Annotated in this window: 19 protein-coding genes; 18 read left to right on the top strand and 1 reads right to left on the bottom strand. The window is 40.1% G+C overall.

Annotation, left to right across the window (positions count from 1 at the left end; all coding sequences use genetic code 11):
- From VJ786_RS13170 to VJ786_RS13095, 16 genes are all read left to right on the top strand, one after another.
- A partial coding sequence (locus tag VJ786_RS13170; protein WP_336557860.1) for an ABC transporter ATP-binding protein occupies positions 1-856 on the top strand: 856 nt, incomplete at its 5' end.
- A gap of 98 nt (positions 857-954) precedes the next feature.
- Positions 955-1,332, top strand: a complete 378-nt coding sequence (locus VJ786_RS13165; RefSeq protein WP_099367762.1) for a YtxH domain-containing protein — start codon at positions 955-957, stop codon at positions 1,330-1,332.
- Positions 1,333-1,383: 51 nt separating this feature from the next.
- Positions 1,384-2,043: a heme exporter protein CcmB gene (locus tag VJ786_RS13160; protein WP_099367763.1), complete on the top strand. Its 660-nt coding sequence runs from the start codon at positions 1,384-1,386 to the stop codon at positions 2,041-2,043.
- A gap of 13 nt (positions 2,044-2,056) precedes the next feature.
- Positions 2,057-2,719, top strand: a complete 663-nt coding sequence (gene ccsA / locus VJ786_RS13155) for a cytochrome c biogenesis protein (RefSeq protein WP_099367764.1) — start codon at positions 2,057-2,059, stop codon at positions 2,717-2,719.
- A 4-nt stretch (positions 2,720-2,723) separates the two neighbouring features.
- Positions 2,724-2,930, top strand: coding sequence for a CcmD family protein (locus VJ786_RS13150; protein WP_099367765.1), 207 nt, complete (start codon positions 2,724-2,726; stop codon positions 2,928-2,930).
- Between the two features lie 10 nt (positions 2,931-2,940).
- On the top strand, positions 2,941-3,924 hold the full coding sequence (locus VJ786_RS13145) for a DUF6427 family protein (protein WP_134776181.1): 984 nt from the start codon (positions 2,941-2,943) through the stop codon (positions 3,922-3,924).
- A 125-nt stretch (positions 3,925-4,049) separates the two neighbouring features.
- Entirely contained in the window at positions 4,050-5,384 is a 1,335-nt protein-coding gene (bamG, locus tag VJ786_RS13140) for a BamG family beta-barrel-assembly machinery protein (RefSeq protein ID WP_245153265.1), read from the top strand.
- A gap of 1 nt (position 5,385) precedes the next feature.
- On the top strand, positions 5,386-5,991 hold the full coding sequence (gene lptC / locus VJ786_RS13135) for an LPS export ABC transporter periplasmic protein LptC (RefSeq protein ID WP_099367813.1): 606 nt from the start codon (positions 5,386-5,388) through the stop codon (positions 5,989-5,991).
- Positions 5,992-6,102: 111 nt separating this feature from the next.
- Positions 6,103-8,202 carry a peptidylprolyl isomerase gene (locus tag VJ786_RS13130; RefSeq protein ID WP_099367768.1) on the top strand — a complete coding sequence of 700 codons (2,100 nt, stop codon included), beginning with the start codon at positions 6,103-6,105 and terminating at the stop codon, positions 8,200-8,202.
- 65 nt (positions 8,203-8,267) lie between these two features.
- Positions 8,268-8,783: a DUF2480 family protein gene (locus tag VJ786_RS13125; RefSeq protein WP_336557858.1), complete on the top strand. Its 516-nt coding sequence runs from the start codon at positions 8,268-8,270 to the stop codon at positions 8,781-8,783.
- A gap of 30 nt (positions 8,784-8,813) precedes the next feature.
- Complete coding sequence (locus VJ786_RS13120; RefSeq protein ID WP_134776179.1) at positions 8,814-9,605, top strand: DUF3108 domain-containing protein; 792 nt, start codon at positions 8,814-8,816, stop codon at positions 9,603-9,605.
- Positions 9,606-9,607: 2 nt separating this feature from the next.
- Entirely contained in the window at positions 9,608-10,174 is a 567-nt protein-coding gene (locus VJ786_RS13115; protein ID WP_099367771.1) for a DUF3109 family protein, read from the top strand.
- Between the two features lie 55 nt (positions 10,175-10,229).
- The gene (locus tag VJ786_RS13110) at positions 10,230-11,204 is read left to right on the top strand and encodes a polyprenyl synthetase family protein (protein WP_099367772.1); all 975 of its coding nucleotides are present in this window, start codon (positions 10,230-10,232) and stop codon (positions 11,202-11,204) included.
- Between the two features lie 9 nt (positions 11,205-11,213).
- On the top strand, positions 11,214-12,269 hold the full coding sequence (locus VJ786_RS13105) for a TerC family protein (protein WP_134776178.1): 1,056 nt from the start codon (positions 11,214-11,216) through the stop codon (positions 12,267-12,269).
- A 122-nt stretch (positions 12,270-12,391) separates the two neighbouring features.
- A complete protein-coding gene (locus VJ786_RS13100) occupies positions 12,392-13,573 on the top strand; it encodes a C1 family peptidase (protein ID WP_099367774.1) in 1,182 nt (393 codons plus the stop codon).
- 95 nt (positions 13,574-13,668) lie between these two features.
- Positions 13,669-14,904 (top strand): thioredoxin family protein, encoded by a 1,236-nt coding sequence (locus VJ786_RS13095; protein WP_336557856.1) that lies wholly within the window; start codon positions 13,669-13,671, stop codon positions 14,902-14,904.
- 113 nt (positions 14,905-15,017) lie between these two features.
- Here the strand turns inward: VJ786_RS13095 and VJ786_RS13090 are convergent, their stop codons facing one another.
- Positions 15,018-17,165, bottom strand: coding sequence for a prolyl oligopeptidase family serine peptidase (locus VJ786_RS13090; RefSeq protein WP_336557855.1), 2,148 nt, complete (start codon positions 17,163-17,165; stop codon positions 15,018-15,020).
- A gap of 57 nt (positions 17,166-17,222) precedes the next feature.
- Here VJ786_RS13090 and VJ786_RS13085 point away from each other — a divergent pair, with 57 nt between their 5' ends.
- Complete coding sequence (locus VJ786_RS13085) at positions 17,223-17,978, top strand: UDP-2,3-diacylglucosamine diphosphatase (RefSeq protein WP_336557854.1); 756 nt, start codon at positions 17,223-17,225, stop codon at positions 17,976-17,978.
- Positions 17,960-18,523 (top strand): Crp/Fnr family transcriptional regulator, encoded by a 564-nt coding sequence (locus VJ786_RS13080; RefSeq protein WP_336557852.1) that lies wholly within the window; start codon positions 17,960-17,962, stop codon positions 18,521-18,523. The genes VJ786_RS13085 and VJ786_RS13080 overlap by 19 nt, the downstream gene beginning before the upstream one ends.
- Positions 18,524-18,607 lie beyond the last annotated feature (84 nt).

Below are 18,607 nucleotides of genomic sequence, written 5' to 3'. Positions count from 1 at the left end.
CATCCAACGGTCCTTGGGAGCAAGTGAGCGAGTATTGGAAATTCTTGACGAAGATCAGGAAGATATCAAAGTAGATGAAACCGACAAAAACATCAAACAACCTTTAACAGGTGCCATCGCCTTTGATCATGTCCGCTTCGCTTATCCGACACGTCCAGATATTCAAATTTTGAAAGATATTTCTTTCCAGATCCAAGCCGGGAAGAAATTGGCTATTGTTGGTCCAAGCGGTACTGGAAAGTCGACCATTGCTTCGCTCATATTGCAGTTTTACCAACCTACTGATGGTTCAATCTACTATGATGGCATCCCTGCTTCAGAATTGGCATTGACCGATATCCGAAACCAAGTAGCCGTGGTTCCCCAAGATGTACTTCTTTTCGGAGGAACGATTCGGGAGAACATCAGCTATGGAAACCTTCAAGCTGATGCCGAAGAAATCATCACAGCAGCAAAGCGGGCCAATGCCCATAACTTCATCATGGAGTTTCCAGATGGATATGATACGGTTGTTGGTGAAAGAGGGGTTAAATTATCCGGTGGACAAAGGCAGCGAATCGCTATTGCGCGGGCTTTATTGAAAGACCCAGCCATATTGATCTTGGATGAAGCGACTTCCTCTCTCGACTCCGAATCCGAACGTTTGGTGCAATTGGCTTTGGAAGAATTGATGAAGAACAGAACATCCGTGATTATTGCCCATAGATTGTCTACCATACGGGACGCTGATATGATTATCGTCGTAGAAAATGGCTTCATATCCGATGTTGGAACCCATCAGGAATTGATGAATAAAGGCGGGGGATTATACCAACATCTCTATCAATTACAGTCTCTTCAGGTTTTTGAAAGTTAATTTTTGTTAATTTCCAAAACCCACAAACATTTTGGCTTATTGCTTGTTTCCATTATACAATAACATGTAATTACAAAATAGGATAAAAAATTATAATCATGGAAAAGAATAGAAATGGATTAGTGGCATTCGCCCTACTAGGATTAGCTGTCGGAACTGCTGCATATTATTTATTAGGAACAGAGGATGGTAAAAAGCAATTAGACCGTGCAAACGACGGAATCAAGAGCTTAACAAAATCCATTAAAGATCTTTCTAAAAAAGAAGCAAAACGTGCTTCTAAATTTGCAAAATCCGCAAAAGAAGATTTAGAGAACTTAAAAGACCGTGCTAAAAATGCAGGTAGAGAAGCATTAGACAAAGCTTCTTCAAAAGCTAACGAATGGGCTGGCCGTGCATCAGATGCAGCACAAGGCATGGCTGACAAAGCAAACGATGTTGCTGATAAAGCGAAATCAGAAATTAAAAACGCTTAATTTCTAGACATCCGTCTTGGCTAGACAGATTGATTTGTATCTTTGCATATCATGGATCTGTTAACACAAGTCAAGACTTTAATATATAAGGATGTTTTATTGGAATGGCGTTCTAAATACGCTATCAATAGCATTCTTCTTTACGTAGTATCCACGGTATTTGTTTGTTATCAATCATTCCAATCCGTGGATACTTCTGTTTGGAACACCCTGTTCTGGATCATTCTTCTTTTCGCGGCCATCAATGCCATGAGCCGTTCCTTCCTTCAGGAAACCGGTAATAGACAACTTTATTATTATAGCATGGTAAGCCCAAAAGCAATAATTTTGGCAAAGATCATCTATAATTCCTTGATCATGATCTTAATGACAGGGATCGCTTTTATTGTTTACAACCTGATTTTTAGAACCCCGATCGGCAATCTACCTGTTTATTTATTGAGTATATTTTTAGGGAGCATTTCCTTTGCTACAGTATTTACCATGGTAGCAGGGATCAGTGCGAAAGCTGGGAACAACAGCACCATCATGGCCATCCTCAGTTTTCCGGTAATCATCCCCCTATTGATCGTCCTCATCAAATTATCAAAAGCTGCTGCCATAGGCGGTGTGATCGCTGATAGTTGGGGAGATATTGCTGTATTATTGGCAATTAATATAGTTACTATTGCCATTTCTTTGCTGTTATTTCCTTACCTTTGGCGAGATTGATTTTTTTGTTCTTATGAGAAAAAGTTGGTGGAAAATTCTTGCAGTTGTCATGGTTGCAAGTACCGTAGTTGCTGGTTTATTAGGTCCAGTACCCGTTTTGTACATCTTGAATGAAACCATCAGAAATGTGTATTTCCATGTACCTATGTGGTTTACCATGATGATTTTATACCTGATCTCCTTAATTTATAGCATCAAATACTTGAATACCGGAAAAAGAGAGCATGATTTTATGGCGGTAGAAGCTGTAAATACGGGTGTTATCTTCTGTTTTTGCGGTTTATTGACAGGTATGCTTTGGGCAAATTTCACCTGGGGAACCCCTTGGACGAATGACCCCCAATTGAATGGGGCGGCCATTGCAACCTTGATGTATCTGGCCTACCTAGTTTTAAGGAATGCCCTTGAAGAAGAACAAAAACGCGCCAAAATATCAGCCATCTATAATATTTTCGCTTTTCCGATCATGTTTGTGCTGATTTATATCCTCCCAAAAATGAATGATTCGCTTCACCCAGGTAGTGGTGGAAACTCCACTTTTGGGGACTTGGATATGGACAATTATATGCGACCGGTATTTTATACAGCGGTAATCGGTTGGATTTTGATCGGTACCTGGATTGCCACCCTACGTTATAGAATTCGATTAATAGAAGATAAAAGAAATAGTTTTTAATACAATGAGAAATTTCCTATACACTCTTTTTGCACTGCTTTTTAGCTTTGGGACAGCGTTCGCGCAAGAAAAGGTTCCTATGGCCGAAGGCCTTCGTTCTGAAGGAAAAATCTATGTGGTTGTTTTGGTGATGTTGGTGATTTTCTTGGTGGTTGCCATCTACCTTTTCACCATCGACCGTAAAGTCAGCAAATTAGAAAAAGACAAATAGCATATAGCGTATGTTAATCAACCAACATCGGACATTATCAGGGCTGAATGTTTTCCTGGTTATTCTTGTTGGGACGGTACTATGCCTTGGGGTATATCTACACTTGCCGGAGAAACTTACTCCCGTGCTTTTTGAACCCGGCATCAGTAACCTTTTAGGTTTTCAGATCGGGGCGGAATTATCCCCCCAATCTAATGTGTTCATCACATTAATCTTGACCATCCTCCAAGCTTTCTATCTGAATAGGGTCGTCAATCATTTCAACCTCCTTGGAAAACCCAATTTCCTGACGGCCTTGATGTTCATGACCTTGGTCAGTGTGTTCATACCGTTTTTGGTATTATCCCCCACCCTTATCTGTAACTTCATCACCATTTGGATGGTGCAGAAGCTGTTCAATATCTATAAACACGCAGATGTCAAGGGGATCATGTTTGACTTGGGCTTATTGGTTGCATTGGGAAGCCTGATCTATTTTCCATTTATTGTGATGCTTTTGCTCATTTGGGCAAGCTTGGTAATTTTTAGAGCATTCTCCTGGAGAGAATGGATTACGCCTTTATTGGGTGTTACCGTTGTTTATTTCCTGCTGGCCGTTTGTTATTATTGGCTGGAAAGAATGAATGAGTTCTATGAAATCTTTAGACCATTCACCTATGCCCTTCCAACCCGATTGAATATGGATGTACATGATTATTTTGTACTGATTCCTATCGTGGTGGCTATAGGAGGGTTTTTATTTATATTAAAGGATAATTTTTTCAAGAGCGTGGTCCAGGTCCGAAAGAGTTTCCAATTATTGTTCGTGATGCTGATCCTCATCTTTGGATCATTCTATCTAAACCCGGATAAATCGGTAAACCATTTTTTATTGACCATTCCAGCGCTTTCCATTTATCTAGCCTACTTCTTTACCTATGCGAAGATAAAATGGTTTTATGAAACCTTGTACCTGATTATATTGGCCACCATAATCTATTTTCAGTTTTTCTAAAAAACTGACAGTTAGCTGTTTAACCTTTTTTAACAACAAAATCTTACGTGGTTATTAAAAATTAGATAGTTTTGTAGCGAAATTTTAGCCTAAACAGGGCCATTATTATTTTAAAGTTGATACAATTGAGACGAATATTTACACACAAAAACCTGCTTACAGCATTGGGTATTGGGGTACTGATGTTGGGCTTTACGGAGGTTAAAGCACAGTCATCTACTTCACACTCACCTTACTCACAATATGGTTTGGGACAGATGAGGGAGGATCTATTGCCTCAAACTCGCGCAATGGGCGGAATTTCCAGTGGTGTTCGTTATCAAGGTGGTCTACCAATCTTAAACATGGCAAACCCTGCCAGTTATTCTGCATTAAACAGAACGATCTTAGATGCTGGTCTATATGGTAACTTCACCCAATTGGCTAAATCTGGTTCTACTGGTAAAACAGCAGACTTTGCATTCAGCCATTTTGCCTTCGGTTTTTCCTTGAACAAACAGAATGGTCCAAAAGTAGGTGGTGTGTCTTTCGGTTTGATGCCTTATTCGGATGTAGGTTATAATGTAAAATCTGCTCGTCAGATTGATAATATCCCTTACCAAACCAGTTTGGTAGGTGAAGGTGGTATCAACAAAGCCTATGTAGGATATGGGGTTTCTCCATTTGCTGGTTTCAGCATTGGGGCAAATGCCGGTTTTCTTTTTGGAAACCTTTTCGATAAAGCAATGATCCAATTCCCTTATGAAGCAGGGATGTATAATACCTCAGAAACCATTACCCAACAAATTAGAGGGGCTACTTTTGACTACGGAGCACAATATTTCAAAGCATTGGGCAACAAAGTCAATTTTACCATAGGTTATTCAGGTTCATTGAACAATACCGTAAATAGCAAGACCACTTCTTTAGTTACCCTGACCCAAACGGATGCAACAGATCCTGATGGTGAACAAGTGGCTATCGATACTTCCTCCTTTGAACCACTTTCAAACAGAAACTTAAATCTACCTCTAAAACACAGTGTTGGATTTACCTTGAGCAAAGGTATCAACTGGAGTATTGGAGCTGATTTTAAATATGCAGATTGGTCAAAATATCATACCGAAATGGGTGAGCCACCATTGGGCAAAAACATCGGAATTGCAGTTGGTGGACAGTTCAAACCAGATGCTACTTCATTAAAATATTTGAACCTGGTTGATTATCGTTTAGGATTCAGGTATAACAAAACACATATTTCGGTAGATAACCACCGTATTTCCGATATGGCGATTACCGTAGGTATGGGATTCCCATTACCAGAGACCAATTTTGGTAGAACATTCTCCAATGTGAATGTTTCAGCAGAGTTTGGTCAACAAGGCACTATGAACAATAACCTGGTTAGAGAGCGTTATATCAACATCAACCTAGGATTTACAATCAATGATGCTTGGTTCCAGAGAAGAAGTTACGATTAACATGAAAATTAATTCATTGAAAATATCATCAATTTTGCCCCTATCAATGTTATTGTTAGGGGCAATCTTGTCAATTGCCTGCGAAAACGACCAAAAAGATATCGATCGATTGGCCAATATCGAAGCAGAAGAGGCTGTTGATATTTCCAAGCATGTTACTGTGATTTACAGCGACTCTGCAAAAGTGAAAGCAGAGTTGAAAGCACCGGAAATGCGCCAATACCACGATTCCGCACGAGTAGGAAATATGGAGTTCCAAAAAGGACTGCTCTTGATTTTTTATGGCCCGGACGGAAAAGAGTCGCAACGTATAACCTCCAATTATGGTGTCCTAAAACAACAGGAAGGGATTACAGAATTCCGGAAGAATGTGGTGATCACCTTGGCGAATGGTTCCATTCTGAATACCGAGGAATTGATCCATGACGATAAACAGAAAAAATACTATGGAAGTCAACCTATTTCAGCCATTTTCACAGATGGCCGCGGGAATATGCAAGGAACTTCCTTTACTTCAGATCTCGATTTTAACATGATCGAATGGACCAATGGAACAGGCTTGATTTATATGCAGAACAACTCGGGATTTCCGGGTTTAGGGAACTAAAATAAATTTTTACACTTTTTTTCATAAAAGTTGTATCTTGCGCCTTGTTTTTTAACAAACACAATTAAGTAAACAAATCAAGCATTTATAACAAAAATATAGAATACAGTTATGGGATTAATGAGCTATTTGCGGAACCGTGCGGGGCTAGTCATTTTCGTGATCGGTTTAGCAATTATCGCGTTTTTATTAGGAGACATCATCAACATGGGTACTCCATTTTGGCGTGCTAGTCAATCTGAAGTAGGAAATGTGAATGGTGAAAGTATAGATTACAACGAATTCAACCAACAAGTTGAACAAACTGCAGCGAGATTCGCGCAGCAAATGGGCGGTCAAAACACCCCTCAAATGCAAAGCTATGCAGTTCAACAAGTGTGGAACCAATATTTGACCCAAGAGTTGATCAAACAAGAAATCGAGAAAATCGGTATCGAAGTAGGTAAAGATGAATTGAACAACTTAGTGACCGGAAACAATCCGTCCATGTTGATCGCACAATACTTTACCAATCCTCAAACTGGTCAGATCGACAAAGCGTCTATCAACGCAGTGATGCAACAAGCAAAACAAGATCCTAACACCAAAAGAGAATGGGAAGCTTTATTGGAAAGCATCAAAACAGATCGTTTATTCCAAAAATACAGCACATTGGTGAACAATAGCGTATATACAACCGCTTTGGAAGCGCAATACGATTACAATTCCCGTAATAAATTGGCGAACTTCAAATACGTGATGTTGGATTATGCTTCGATCGCAGATGCACAAGTAAAATTGACAGATGCTGATTACAAGGAATATTACGACAAAAACAAGAACGCATTCAAGAACCAAGAGGAATCCCGTAACATTGAATACGTACTTTTTGACGCACGTCCAAACCAAGCTGATACGGCTTTAGCCACTGCAGCTATCCAAAAATTAAAAACAGATTTACAGGCATCAACCAATGATTCTTCATTCGTAACTGTAAACTCAGAAAGAAAATATCCAGTTACGTATTACGGAAAGAACCAATTAAGCGCAGCTTTGGATTCTGTGGTTTTCAACGCAGCTCCAGGCACCGTAGTTGGTCCATACCTTACCCAAAACGTATATGAAATCGCGAAGGTAATCAACGTGAAGATGAGCCCTGACTCGGTTAATGCAAGCACGATCGTCATCAACCCAGCAACTGAGGGTGGTGTGGATAAAGCGATTGCCAAAGCAGACTCTATCAAAAACTTAATTACTGCTGGCGGAAACTTCTCTACCCTGGCATTGGAATTTAGTGCTGATCCGAATTCAAAAACCAATGGAGGTGAAATCGGAACATTGGTTAGAGGTCAGATCCCAGAATTAGATGCTATCTTATTTGATGGCCAAACGGGCGATGTTAAAGTGGTTCCTACCAACAATGGTGTTCACATTGTAAAAGTGAATAGACAGATCGGTAGTTCAAAAATTGCCAAGTTAGCTATCGTTGATAAATCAATCGTTTCTGGAAAAGAAACTACTGATGCAGCATATTCTAAAGCCAACAAATTCTTCTCCGCATTGAACGGAACCAATTTTGAGGAAGTAGCGAAACAACAAAACTTGACCATCCTTAAAAACGAAGGAACAAAAGCAATGGACAACAGTTTCGGCGCGGTTGAAATTCCTCGTGAATTAAGCCGTTGGGCATTTGAAGCGAAAGCTGGAACAAATGGAGACAAAGTATTCGAAACTGCAGATAACTTTATCGTTGCTCGTGTTACAGATATCCAACCAAAAGGAATCCAACCATTGGAGTCGGTTAAGAAATTGATCGAGCCGGTTGTAAAGAATTTGGTGAAGGCGCGTATGTTGAAAGAGAAGATGAACAATGCATTGAATGGTTCAACTTCCATCGACCAAGTGGCTCAAAAATTAGGCAAGAACGCACAATCTGTTGAGAATGTTGTTCTAGCTAACCCAGTTATTCCTGGTGTAGCAGTTGAAAACGCAGTTGTAGGTACCGTATTCGGATTACAGCCTAACAAACCATCAAAATCTATTGAAGGTTCTCAAGGTGTATATGCTGTTCAGGTATTAGGATTCGTAAATCCAAAAGCTTTGGCGGGTGAAGAATTAACCGCTCAACAAAAGCAAATTACAGCGTCTAAAGCTCAACGTGATCAGAACGTAATTTTCCAAGCTTTGCAGGATAACGCCAAGATTGTTGACAATCGTATTAAATTCTATTAGTAAAGAATAGTTAAATTTGTTGCTGGGTAACCCAAAGTTGCCCAGCTTTTTTTATTTTTAGAGAAATGGATATTCAAGAGAACATTGTAAATAAAGTAGCCCAAAGTGGTTTGGTGACCATTGATTTGGCTAAATATGCCCCAACAGCACCTATTGTCATCTACGATATCAAGGAGAACCTCTTTCATGGATTGATCCTGAAGGAAAAGGATTTCCGGGAATTCATCAAATCACATGATTGGTCTCAATATGCAGGCAAGCACATCGGTATTGTATGTACTGCCGATGCGATTGTCCCTACATGGGCTTATATGTTGTTGACGAACAAACTGGTGGAGCATGCTCTTTCCGTACATTTTGGAGATGAGGATAAGGTGCGTCAGGATTTATTTGAGCAAGAATTAGCAAGATTAGATTATAGTGTATACCAGGATGAGCGTATCGTCGTAAAGGGATGTGGAGATATCTTTGTTCCAGAATCGGCTTTCGTGACCTTTACAGCCCAATTAAGTAAAGTAGCCAAGAGCATCATGTATGGCGAGCCATGCTCTACTGTACCTGTGTTTAAGCGTAAAACTTAAACTATTTATTCAACCCACGGTCTTAGTTATATGAAAAGAATTATTTCAGCCCTAGTCTTGTTTATTACGCTGACCACTATTGGTCAGGCACAAACATTACCATACTTATCAGAACCCACTTTCAAAGCCGGCGAGGTATTGAAATACAAACTGCGTTATGGCTTTATGTCAGCGGCTACAGGTACCCTATCTGTACAACAATCAAAATACAATTTTGGTAATATGGATGCGGTACATCTATCTGCCTTTGGTCAAACCTCTGGTGCATTTTCAAAATTCTATACCGTAAAGAATCAATATGATTCCTATATAGACCAAAAGAATTTCCTACCGATCCTGTATACCGAAAATATTCGGGAGAACAATTATCGTCGGGTGGAGTATGCTACTTTCGACCATAAAACAAAGAAAGTAAAAGGTAAAAAAGGGACTTTCACCAGTCCTACCCAGCAAACATTCGATTTGGTATCTGCTTATTACTTCTCGCGTAACCTTGATTTCTCCACGTTGAAAAAAGGCGATAAATTCAAGATTACTTATTTCTTGAATGATGAGGTCGCACAATTGGGTGTGGAATATATCGGTGTAGAGAAGGTCAAATCTGTTCTTGGAACATTAGAGTGTATCAAGCTGAGTCCTGAAATTTCTCCAGGAAGAATCTTTAAAAAGAACAGTCGTTTGTATCTTTGGGTTACGAATGATGGAAACCGTATCCCCGTTAAAGCGCAAGTAGATATTCTAATTGGCTCTGTAACGATGGATTTGGTTAGTGCAGATGGCTTAAAATTCCCGTTAGGCCAACGGGTTAGTTATTCAAAATAAAAATGATTGAAGTAGGAAATGTACTTGTTCACGAGGATATCGTGAACAACGATTTTGTTTGTAACCTGAGCAAATGCAAAGGGGTTTGCTGTATTGAAGGCGATTCTGGCGCACCATTAACGGAGGCAGAAACAACAATCCTGGAAGAAATTTATCCTAAAGTAAAGCCTTATCTAACCGAAAAAGGCATAAAAGCCATTGAGGAGCAAGGTAAATATGTGGTAGATTCCGATGGCGATCTGACCACCACCTGTGTAGATGGCAATAAAGAATGTGCCTATGTAACCTGGGAAAACGGCATCACCAAATGTGGTATTGAGAAAGCCTATGAGATGGGCGATGTACAATGGAAAAAGCCTATTTCCTGTCACCTCTACCCTATCCGTGCTACCCACTACCCTGAATTTGATGTACTGCATTATGATCGTTGGTATATCTGTAAAGATGCCTGTACATTCGGCCAAGAATTGAAGGTCCCGGTCTATAAATTCCTAAAAGACCCTTTGATTCGAGAATATGGTGAAGATTGGTATAAACAGCTTGAAATTACCTTAGCTTCCCAAGCATAATTTTATTATTTTTATGGTCAATTTCAGGGATTATTAATGGTCTTAAACCATTTTCATGTTAACAATAGACGAAATACAACTTCCTATTAAAGAACATCTCAAGCGCTTCGAAAAAACCTTTAAGGATTCGATGCGTAGTTCCGTTCCTTTATTAGATAAAATTACAAGGTATATTATTAAGCAAAAAGGAAAACAGATGCGTCCGATGTTTGTTTTCTTTTCTGCTGGCGTATGTGGTGGCATCACCGAGGCAACCTATCATGGAGCATCCTTAGTGGAACTATTGCATACGGCTTCTTTGGTGCATGATGATGTAGTGGACAACGCCAATGAAAGAAGAGGATTCTTTTCTATCAATGCGCTTTGGAAAAACAAAGTTGCGGTTTTGGTAGGCGATTTTCTGCTTTCCCAAGGATTATTATTATCCGTAAAACACAAAGAATTTGATATATTGCGGATTGTTTCCGAGGCGGTTCAGCAGATGTCGGAGGGAGAACTCCTTCAGATCGAGAAAGCCAGACATCTTGACATCAAGGAATCCATCTATTTTGAGGTGATCCGAAAAAAAACAGCATCCCTAATCGCTTCATGTTGTGCCTGCGGAGCATCTTCTGCGGGAGCAGATGAAGAAACCGTGGAAAAACTAAGGCTGTTTGGCGAAAAGGTGGGTATTGCTTTTCAAATTAAAGATGACCTTTTCGACTTTGGATTGGATGATGTAGGAAAGCCCGTAGGAAATGACATCAAGGAAAAGAAAATGACGCTGCCATTGATACATGCGTTATCCACGGTGGATAAAAGCCAAAAAAGAAAGATCATCAACCTGGTGAAGAACCATAATGAAGATCCAGAAAAAGTAGCAGAGGTGATCAACTTTGTGAAGATAAACGGTGGAATGGAATATGCGACTGAAAAAATGATGCAATATCAACAGGAAGCATTTGACATATTAGCCGAAATCCCGAACGGTGGGGAATATAAAACCGGACTAGAACAACTCGTTAAGTATACTACAGAAAGAAAGAAATAAACATCTACCATGAGCCACGAAGCACTCTTTATGATCGGATTTATAATTTTTATAATTCTGATGTTAGCAATTGACCTGGGACTATTTTCCAAAAGCGATAAACCTGTATCCTTAAAAGTGGCCGCCATTATGAGTGCCATCTGGGTTACTTTTGCGCTTTTATTTGGTCTATTACTTTATTATTGGGGAAATGAACTGCATAATGTGCATGATATGGCACGGCTCAAAGAGGTCGTCGCCAAACACCTGCATAATATTACCATCAATGAAAATGACCTTGTAGGAAGTATCCAGGCCTATAATAAGAACCTTACCCTCGAATACCTAACCGGTTATGTAGTAGAATACGCCCTTTCGGTAGATAATATCTTCGTTATGGTATTGCTGTTCAGTTCCTTTGGTATTCCAGAAAAATATTACCACAAAGTATTGGTTTGGGGTATCCTAGGTGCCATCATCATGCGTTGTATCTTCATTTTCGTAGGTGCTGCATTGATTACCAAATTTGGATGGATCCTATATGTATTCGGTGCATTCTTGGTGTACACCGGGTTTACCATGTACATGAACAGAAATAAAGAAGAGGAAGTGGATCCAGAAAACCACCCTGTGGTTAAGTTCATGTCCAAAAGGTTCAAAGTAACCCATAAGTTGGATCAAGGAAATTTCTTCCATGTAGAAAATGGCGAGAAATACATGACTCCCCTATTCTTGGTGTTATTGGTGATTGAATTTACCGACTTGATCTTTGCGGTGGATTCGATCCCTGCGATCTTCTCGGTAACCAAAGACCCTTATATTGTATTCTTCTCGAATATTTTTGCAATCCTAGGATTACGTTCGATGTTCTTCCTTTTAATCAACATCATCCACAAATTCCATTACCTAAAAGTAGGTTTAGCATTCTTATTGATCTTCATCGGTCTGAAAATGCTATTGCATAGCTACTTGAAAGAATGGGGCTTTACCACCACCCATTCCCTGATTGTCATTCTGGGAATCCTAGCGTTGAGTATCATCGCATCGCTGATGTTTCCGAAAAAACAAGATTTTGAAAAATCCTAATCATATTAACAGGCTCCGAAAAGGGGCCTGTTTTAGTATGTGCTAATATTTTTACAAAGAGTGGCCTAGCTACTCTTTATTATTTTATAAATTCGTACACAGTTTTTTAATATTATAATAACATGAATTGGAGTAAATCTATTCTTTTTGCAGCAGCTCTATTTGCTACAACCCAAACATTCGCACAAGACAACTTAATAAATGCCTTAAAAGGCAATGCCAGCGACAACAGTAAAGCAGGATTCAAGTTCACGGAAGTGATCAACCTTGGAAACACTTCTATTAAGGACCAAGGATCATCTGGTACCTGTTGGTCATATTCTGGAAACTCCTTCTTAGAATCCGAGATGATCCGAATGGGCAAGGAACCAGTGAATATTTCCCAGATCTATACCGCCCGTAATACCTACATTGAAAAAGCGAAAAACTTTGTGCGTCTGCATGGACAACAGGCACAAGGCGATGGTGGCCAATTGCATGATGTATTGACAATTTTCAGAAAATACGGTGCAGTTCCTTACGAGGCGTATACCGGATTACCAGAAGGACAGACACGCAATAACTTTGGGGAGATGAGCCCAATCCTTCAATCCATCACAGAATCTGTGGCAAAAAGCAAGAAACCAGGAGCAAACTGGATCAATTCATTTACTGCGGCGATGGATTCTTATTTAGGAAAGGTACCTGAATCCTTCCAATACAAAGGAAAAACCTATACACCACGTACCTTTGCCGATCAAGTAGTGGGTATCAACCCGGATGATTATGTAGGAATCTCTTCTTTTGAAGAGCATGCTTTATACAAACCATTTGTCCTATTGATCCCTGACAACTGGTCTTTCGAAAGTTTCTATAACGTGAAGATCAATGATCTTACCGATATCATCGACCAGGCTTTGGAAAAAGGATTCACAGTAGCATGGGCAACTGACGTATCCGAGAAAAGCTTCAGCTGGAAGAATGGCGTAGCTTATGTGCCAGAAAAACCGATCGAGCAAATGAGCAAAGAGGAGTTGGATAATATGTTCAACGGTCCGAAACCAGAAGCGAAGATCACTCCTGCGCAACGTCAAGAAGCTTTTGACAACTATACCACAACCGATGACCACGGAATGCACATCGTAGGTTTGGTAAAAGATCAGAACGGAAAAGAATATTATATCGTTAAGAACTCATGGGGAACTACCAACGATTATAAAGGTTATATGTATGCAACAAAAGAGTTTGTTCGCTATAAAACAATCTCTTTGTTATTGCACAAAAAAGCATTAACCAAAGAAATGCAGAAGCAATTAGCTATCTAAAAAATGTTAAATCTTTTAAAGTCCTTGTCTCTACAAGGACTTTTTTTGTTAATAATGGTTACTTTAGTTAAATATTTAGAAATGTAAAGTTAATTATGAAAAAGCTAATATTCATTTTATTCACGCTCCCTTTCTTGGTTTTTGCACAGGAAAAAGGTATTCACTTTGAGCACAATACCACTTGGGCCAAGGTTAAGGAGAAAGCCAAAAAGGAAAATAAATTTATTTTCGTGGATGCATTTACCACCTGGTGTGGCCCATGTAAATACATGTCGGATAACATTTTCCCACAGGAAAAAGTGGGAACATTTTTCAATGAAAAGTTTGTGAACCTGAAGATTCAAATGGATGAAACCCCAGGGGATAACGAGGATGTGAAATCTTGGAGAGCCGAAGCAAAACGATTCGCAAAAGATTACGCCATTGCCGCTTATCCTACCTTTTTGATCTTTAATCCAAATGGCGAACTGGTTCACCGTATTGTAGGTGGTGGCGAAGCTGATGAGTTTATCGCTATGGCCAAAGAAAGCTTTGACCCGAGTACGCAATATGAAACCATCGTTAAAAATTACAAAGCTAATCCTAAGGATGTCGAAGCTGCCAAAGCCATGGCAAAAGCAGCGACAAAGGCATATGACAAAAATACTGCAGCAGAAGCTATTGCTTCCGTTATAGAGAATTCCAGTGCTGATGCCGTTTTAACGAAGGAATTTATTCCTATGTTGAGATCATCCATTACAAGTGTGGATAATAAGGCATTTGAATTGATTCGCAATAACAAAGCAAAAGTAGACGAAGTGATGGGTGCAGGAAAAGCGGATGCCATGTTAGGAACTGCCGTAATTAATTCGGTACTTATGCCTAAATTACGTGCTTCTCAAACGGATAATTTTGACCAAGCAGCAGAAGAGGCTATTAAGGCTTATCCGGATTTGAAATTGCAAGAGTCCTTCATGACCTTCAAGCCTAATTATTATAGAGCTAAAAAGGACTGGACCAAGTACAGAGAGGCCGTAAATCATTTAATTGCATCAGGAGCCGCGGTTTCCGAAACACAACTGAACAGTTTTGCCTGGACTATCTTTGAAAACTGTACCGATCCGGTATGTTTAGAAGCAGCCTTGGCCTGGAGCAAAAAATCCTTGGAAAAGAAAGAAAATCCGCAATATTTAGATACCTATGCAAACATTCTGCATAAATCTGGAAAAACCAAAGAGGCCATTGCGATCCAAGAAAAAGCGATCAGCTTAGCAGCTGCGGAAGAAAAAGCAGACTATGAATCAAATTTGGCCTTAATGAAAAAAGGTCTTCCTACTTGGGAAACCGAATAAGTCACACCGATATGGAGCTGCTTCAATAGCAGTAGCCAAAACAAAAAGGATTCTTGTTGTCCAAAACTTAATCGATGGACAGCAAGAATCCTTTTCTTATTTCACTATTTTAATTATTTCACATCCCGATATCCCACCTTCATATTCTGGAACATGAAAGCCCACTTATCAGTATGCTCTGCAATAACCATAGCAGTTGATTTTCCAGCACCATGACCAGCTTTTGTATCGATACGGATCAGAACGGGATTAGTTCCCTTGTTATACTCTTGTAATCGCGCAGCGAATTTAAAGGAGTGCGCCGGTACTACACGGTCGTCATGATCGGCTGTAGTAACCATTGTGGCTGGATAATCCACCCCTTGTTTCAAGGCATGGTAAGGCGAATATTTATACAGGTAATTGAACATTTCCGCATTATCATCTGCCGTTCCATAATCAAATGCCCATCCGGCACCTGCAGTAAACTTGTGATAACGCAGCATATCCAACACCCCTACCGCCGGGAAGGCTACTTTAAATAATTCCGGGCGTTGGGTCATTGCTGCACCTACCAACAATCCGCCGTTAGATCCACCTGCAATCGCCAACTTCTCCGAAGAGGTATATTTCTCCTTGATCAGGTATTCAGCTGCGGCAATGAAATCATCAAATACATTCTGTTTCTTCAATTTGGTACCTGCTACGTGCCAAGTCTGCCCATATTCACCACCACCACGCAGGTTAGCCACCGCATACACGCCACCCTGTTCCAATAGGATTACATTACTGGTACTGAAAGAAGGCGTCAAACTGATGTTGAAACCTCCATAACCGTACAACATCGTAGGGTTGGTCCCATCCAATTTGATTCCTTTTTTATAGGTAATGATCATCGGAACTTTAGTACCATCCTTAGAGGTGTAGAAAACCTGTTTCGATTCGTAGTTGGCAGGATCGAATTTTATCGCTGAAGCTTTATACACTTCTGATTTACCTGACGCAATATCATATTTATAGATGGTTCCTGGATTTACATAATTCGTAAAGGAATAATACAGGGATTTTTCATCCTTTTTGGCACCAAATCCTGAAGCGGTACCCACACCCGGTAATTCTACCTCATGCTCCAATTTGCCTTGTCTATCGTATTGTTTGACAAGCGTGGTCGCATCCTTCAAATAATTAGCGAAGATTTTACCTCCACCAGTAGAAGGGCTCAACACCTGTTCCGTCTCCGGAATCAGATCCTTCCAATTTTCCTGCGTAGGTGTAGCAAAACTGGTCTGCACCAATCTACCGTTCGGCGCATTCAACTCGGTATAGATGATCAGGTTATCGCCTTCATTATCCAATACATAATGGTTGGACTCCATGTTGTTCACAATCGGAACAAAATCTGAACCCGGATTCTTCAGGTCTTTGATGTACAACTCATTTCCCGATGTGGCATTAGCCGCCGTAACGATCAGGAACCTTTCATCCTCGGTCAATCCCGCACCGATATATCTACGCGGGATGGTTGGCCCACCAAAGATCAAGGCATCAGAAGATTGGGCAGTGTTCAGCTTATGGAAATACAGCTTATGCTGGTCGGTCATTGCCGACAAAGCAGATCCTTCTTTCGGTTTATCGTAAGATGAATAATAAATCCCTTCATTTCCCTGCCAAGCAAGGCCGCTGAATTTCACATTCGTCAGGGTATCCCCTACGATCGAATTATCATTCGTGTTGATGATGATGACCTTAGTCCAATCAGAACCTCCTTCAGATAGCTGATAGGCCGCCAATGAACCATCTTTGCTAAATGATAATCCTGCCAAAGAGGTCGTACCATCATTAGAAAACTTATTCGGATCCAAGAAAACTTCTTCTTTCCCATCATCTCCTTTTTTACGATAAATGACCGATTGGTTCTGTAAACCATCATTCTTATAAAAATAGGTGTACTCGCCTTCGGTAAAAGGAGCGGAGAATTTTTCATAGTTCCACAGGTTCTCCAACCGTTTTCGGATGTTCTCCCGGAAAGGAATCTGGCTTAAATAATCCTCGGTGACTTCATTTTCAGCTTTTACCCAAGCTTTGGTTTCAGCAGATAGGTCATCTTCCAACCATCGGTAGGGATCTTCCACGGTAACACCAAAATAAGTATCGGTTTGTGTTCCTTTTTCAGTTTTAGGATAGGGTTTCAATGTAATATCGGTTTTTGATTCAATAGCTTTTTCTTGATTACAGGCCGCCAAGCCCAGGACAATGATGCCCAAACAGGTGTATTTCCTCATATCTATTACAATTAGTTTATAACAAAACTAATGATTTAATTTGCTAGTTTTGAACTCATGGGCATACGCAACAAGATTTATTTTGCTTCCGATTTTCATTTAGGATCTTATCCTACTTCACATTCCTTGGATAGGGAGCGCCGAATTGTTGCTTGGTTAGACCATATAAAAACCGATGCAAAAGAACTTTACCTCGTAGGCGACATCTTTGATTTCTGGTTTGAATACGCCTCGGTAGTCCCCAAAGGTTACATCCGTTTTCTCGGCAAACTGGCTGAATTGGCCGATTTAGGCGTTAAGATCACCCTCTTCAAAGGAAACCACGACATGTGGATGTTTGGATACCTCAAACAGGAATTGGGTGCTGAAGTCGTCTCCAATGAAAAGGTCCTTCAAATCGATGGGAAACGTTTTTACATACATCATGGGGATGGTCTTGGTCCAGGAGATGCGAAATATAAATTTTTGAAGAAAATTTTTAGATCGCGTTTTTGCCAATGGTTATTTGCCCGCCTGCACCCTAACCTGGGGATAGGTATTGCTACAAGATGGTCGAAACACAGTCGAATCGCCAACAACAACGAAGAAAAGTTTCTTGGCGAAGAAAATGAATGGCTGATCGTGTATTCGAAGGAAATCCTGCAGGGCGAACATTACGATTATTTTATTTTTGGACACCGGCATCTTCCTTATGAAAGGAGCATAGGTAATCACTCCACCATCGTCAACCTTGGCGAATGGATCAATTATAATACCTATGCCGTTTGGGATGGGGAACAATTAACACTGGAAACATGGAATTCAGGGAAATAGCCGATTCTATTTTTCGATTAGCGTCTTCCGATCTGGAATTATTGGAGGAAATCGTCGAAGAGGTCCATGTACCTAAGAATACCAAGCTTATCGAGTCGGAGAAGATCAGCCCCTATATCTATTTTCAGAAATCCGGAATCTGCCGAATCTATTACCACAAGGCAGAAAAGGAGATCATTCTAGCGTTTACTTTTCCTGGAGATGCCTTGATCTCTTTGAACAGTTATATACATGTGCAACGCGGATATGAAACCATCCAAAGCCTGGAAGATTCCAGCCTATACCGCATTTCCAGCACCGATCTGCAAAATCTTTTCTTAAAATCTATCGGAATTGCCAATTGGGGAAGAAAACTGGCTGAATTGGAATCCCTGAAAATTGAAGATAGATTAATGTTCCGACTTTTTAAATCCTCCCTGGAATCGTATGAAGAGCTATTGAAGAAGGCACCGAACATCACGAACCGCATCAAATTAGGTTATATTGCCTCTTACCTAGGGATAAGCCAGGTTACCTTGAGCCGCATCCGGGCAACAAAAAAATAAAACATTCGGGATTTTTTTAACAAATGTAAAAAGCTTATTGCAGGTAAAAGCAGAAATTTGCCTCAGTAATTAAATTATACAGCA

The organism is Sphingobacterium tenebrionis, from assembly GCF_037126265.1.
Lineage (GTDB): Bacteria > Bacteroidota > Bacteroidia > Sphingobacteriales > Sphingobacteriaceae > Sphingobacterium > Sphingobacterium tenebrionis.
This window is presented reverse-complemented; position numbering and strand designations above follow the sequence as displayed.

Excerpts from the sequence above, each read along its gene's own strand:
- VJ786_RS13160 (WP_099367763.1), top strand. The coding sequence starts at position 1,384 with ATGGATCTGTTAACACAAGTCAAGACTTTAATATATAAGGATGTTTTA.
- VJ786_RS13105 (WP_134776178.1), top strand. The coding sequence starts at position 11,214 with ATGAGCCACGAAGCACTCTTTATGATCGGATTTATAATTTTTATAATT.
- VJ786_RS13110 (WP_099367772.1), top strand. The coding sequence starts at position 10,230 with ATGTTAACAATAGACGAAATACAACTTCCTATTAAAGAACATCTCAAG.
- VJ786_RS13125 (WP_336557858.1), top strand. The coding sequence starts at position 8,268 with ATGGATATTCAAGAGAACATTGTAAATAAAGTAGCCCAAAGTGGTTTG.
- VJ786_RS13145 (WP_134776181.1), top strand. The coding sequence starts at position 2,941 with ATGTTAATCAACCAACATCGGACATTATCAGGGCTGAATGTTTTCCTG.
- VJ786_RS13150 (WP_099367765.1), top strand. The coding sequence starts at position 2,724 with ATGAGAAATTTCCTATACACTCTTTTTGCACTGCTTTTTAGCTTTGGG.
- lptC (WP_099367813.1), top strand. The coding sequence starts at position 5,386 with ATGAAAATTAATTCATTGAAAATATCATCAATTTTGCCCCTATCAATG.
- VJ786_RS13100 (WP_099367774.1), top strand. The coding sequence starts at position 12,392 with ATGAATTGGAGTAAATCTATTCTTTTTGCAGCAGCTCTATTTGCTACA.
- ccsA (WP_099367764.1), top strand. The coding sequence starts at position 2,057 with ATGAGAAAAAGTTGGTGGAAAATTCTTGCAGTTGTCATGGTTGCAAGT.
- VJ786_RS13130 (WP_099367768.1), top strand. The coding sequence starts at position 6,103 with ATGGGATTAATGAGCTATTTGCGGAACCGTGCGGGGCTAGTCATTTTC.
- VJ786_RS13085 (WP_336557854.1), top strand. The coding sequence starts at position 17,223 with ATGGGCATACGCAACAAGATTTATTTTGCTTCCGATTTTCATTTAGGA.
- VJ786_RS13165 (WP_099367762.1), top strand. The coding sequence starts at position 955 with ATGGAAAAGAATAGAAATGGATTAGTGGCATTCGCCCTACTAGGATTA.
- VJ786_RS13095 (WP_336557856.1), top strand. The coding sequence starts at position 13,669 with ATGAAAAAGCTAATATTCATTTTATTCACGCTCCCTTTCTTGGTTTTT.
- VJ786_RS13115 (WP_099367771.1), top strand. The coding sequence starts at position 9,608 with ATGATTGAAGTAGGAAATGTACTTGTTCACGAGGATATCGTGAACAAC.
- VJ786_RS13120 (WP_134776179.1), top strand. The coding sequence starts at position 8,814 with ATGAAAAGAATTATTTCAGCCCTAGTCTTGTTTATTACGCTGACCACT.
- VJ786_RS13090 (WP_336557855.1), bottom strand. The coding sequence starts at position 17,165 with ATGAGGAAATACACCTGTTTGGGCATCATTGTCCTGGGCTTGGCGGCC.
- VJ786_RS13080 (WP_336557852.1), top strand. The coding sequence starts at position 17,960 with ATGGAATTCAGGGAAATAGCCGATTCTATTTTTCGATTAGCGTCTTCC.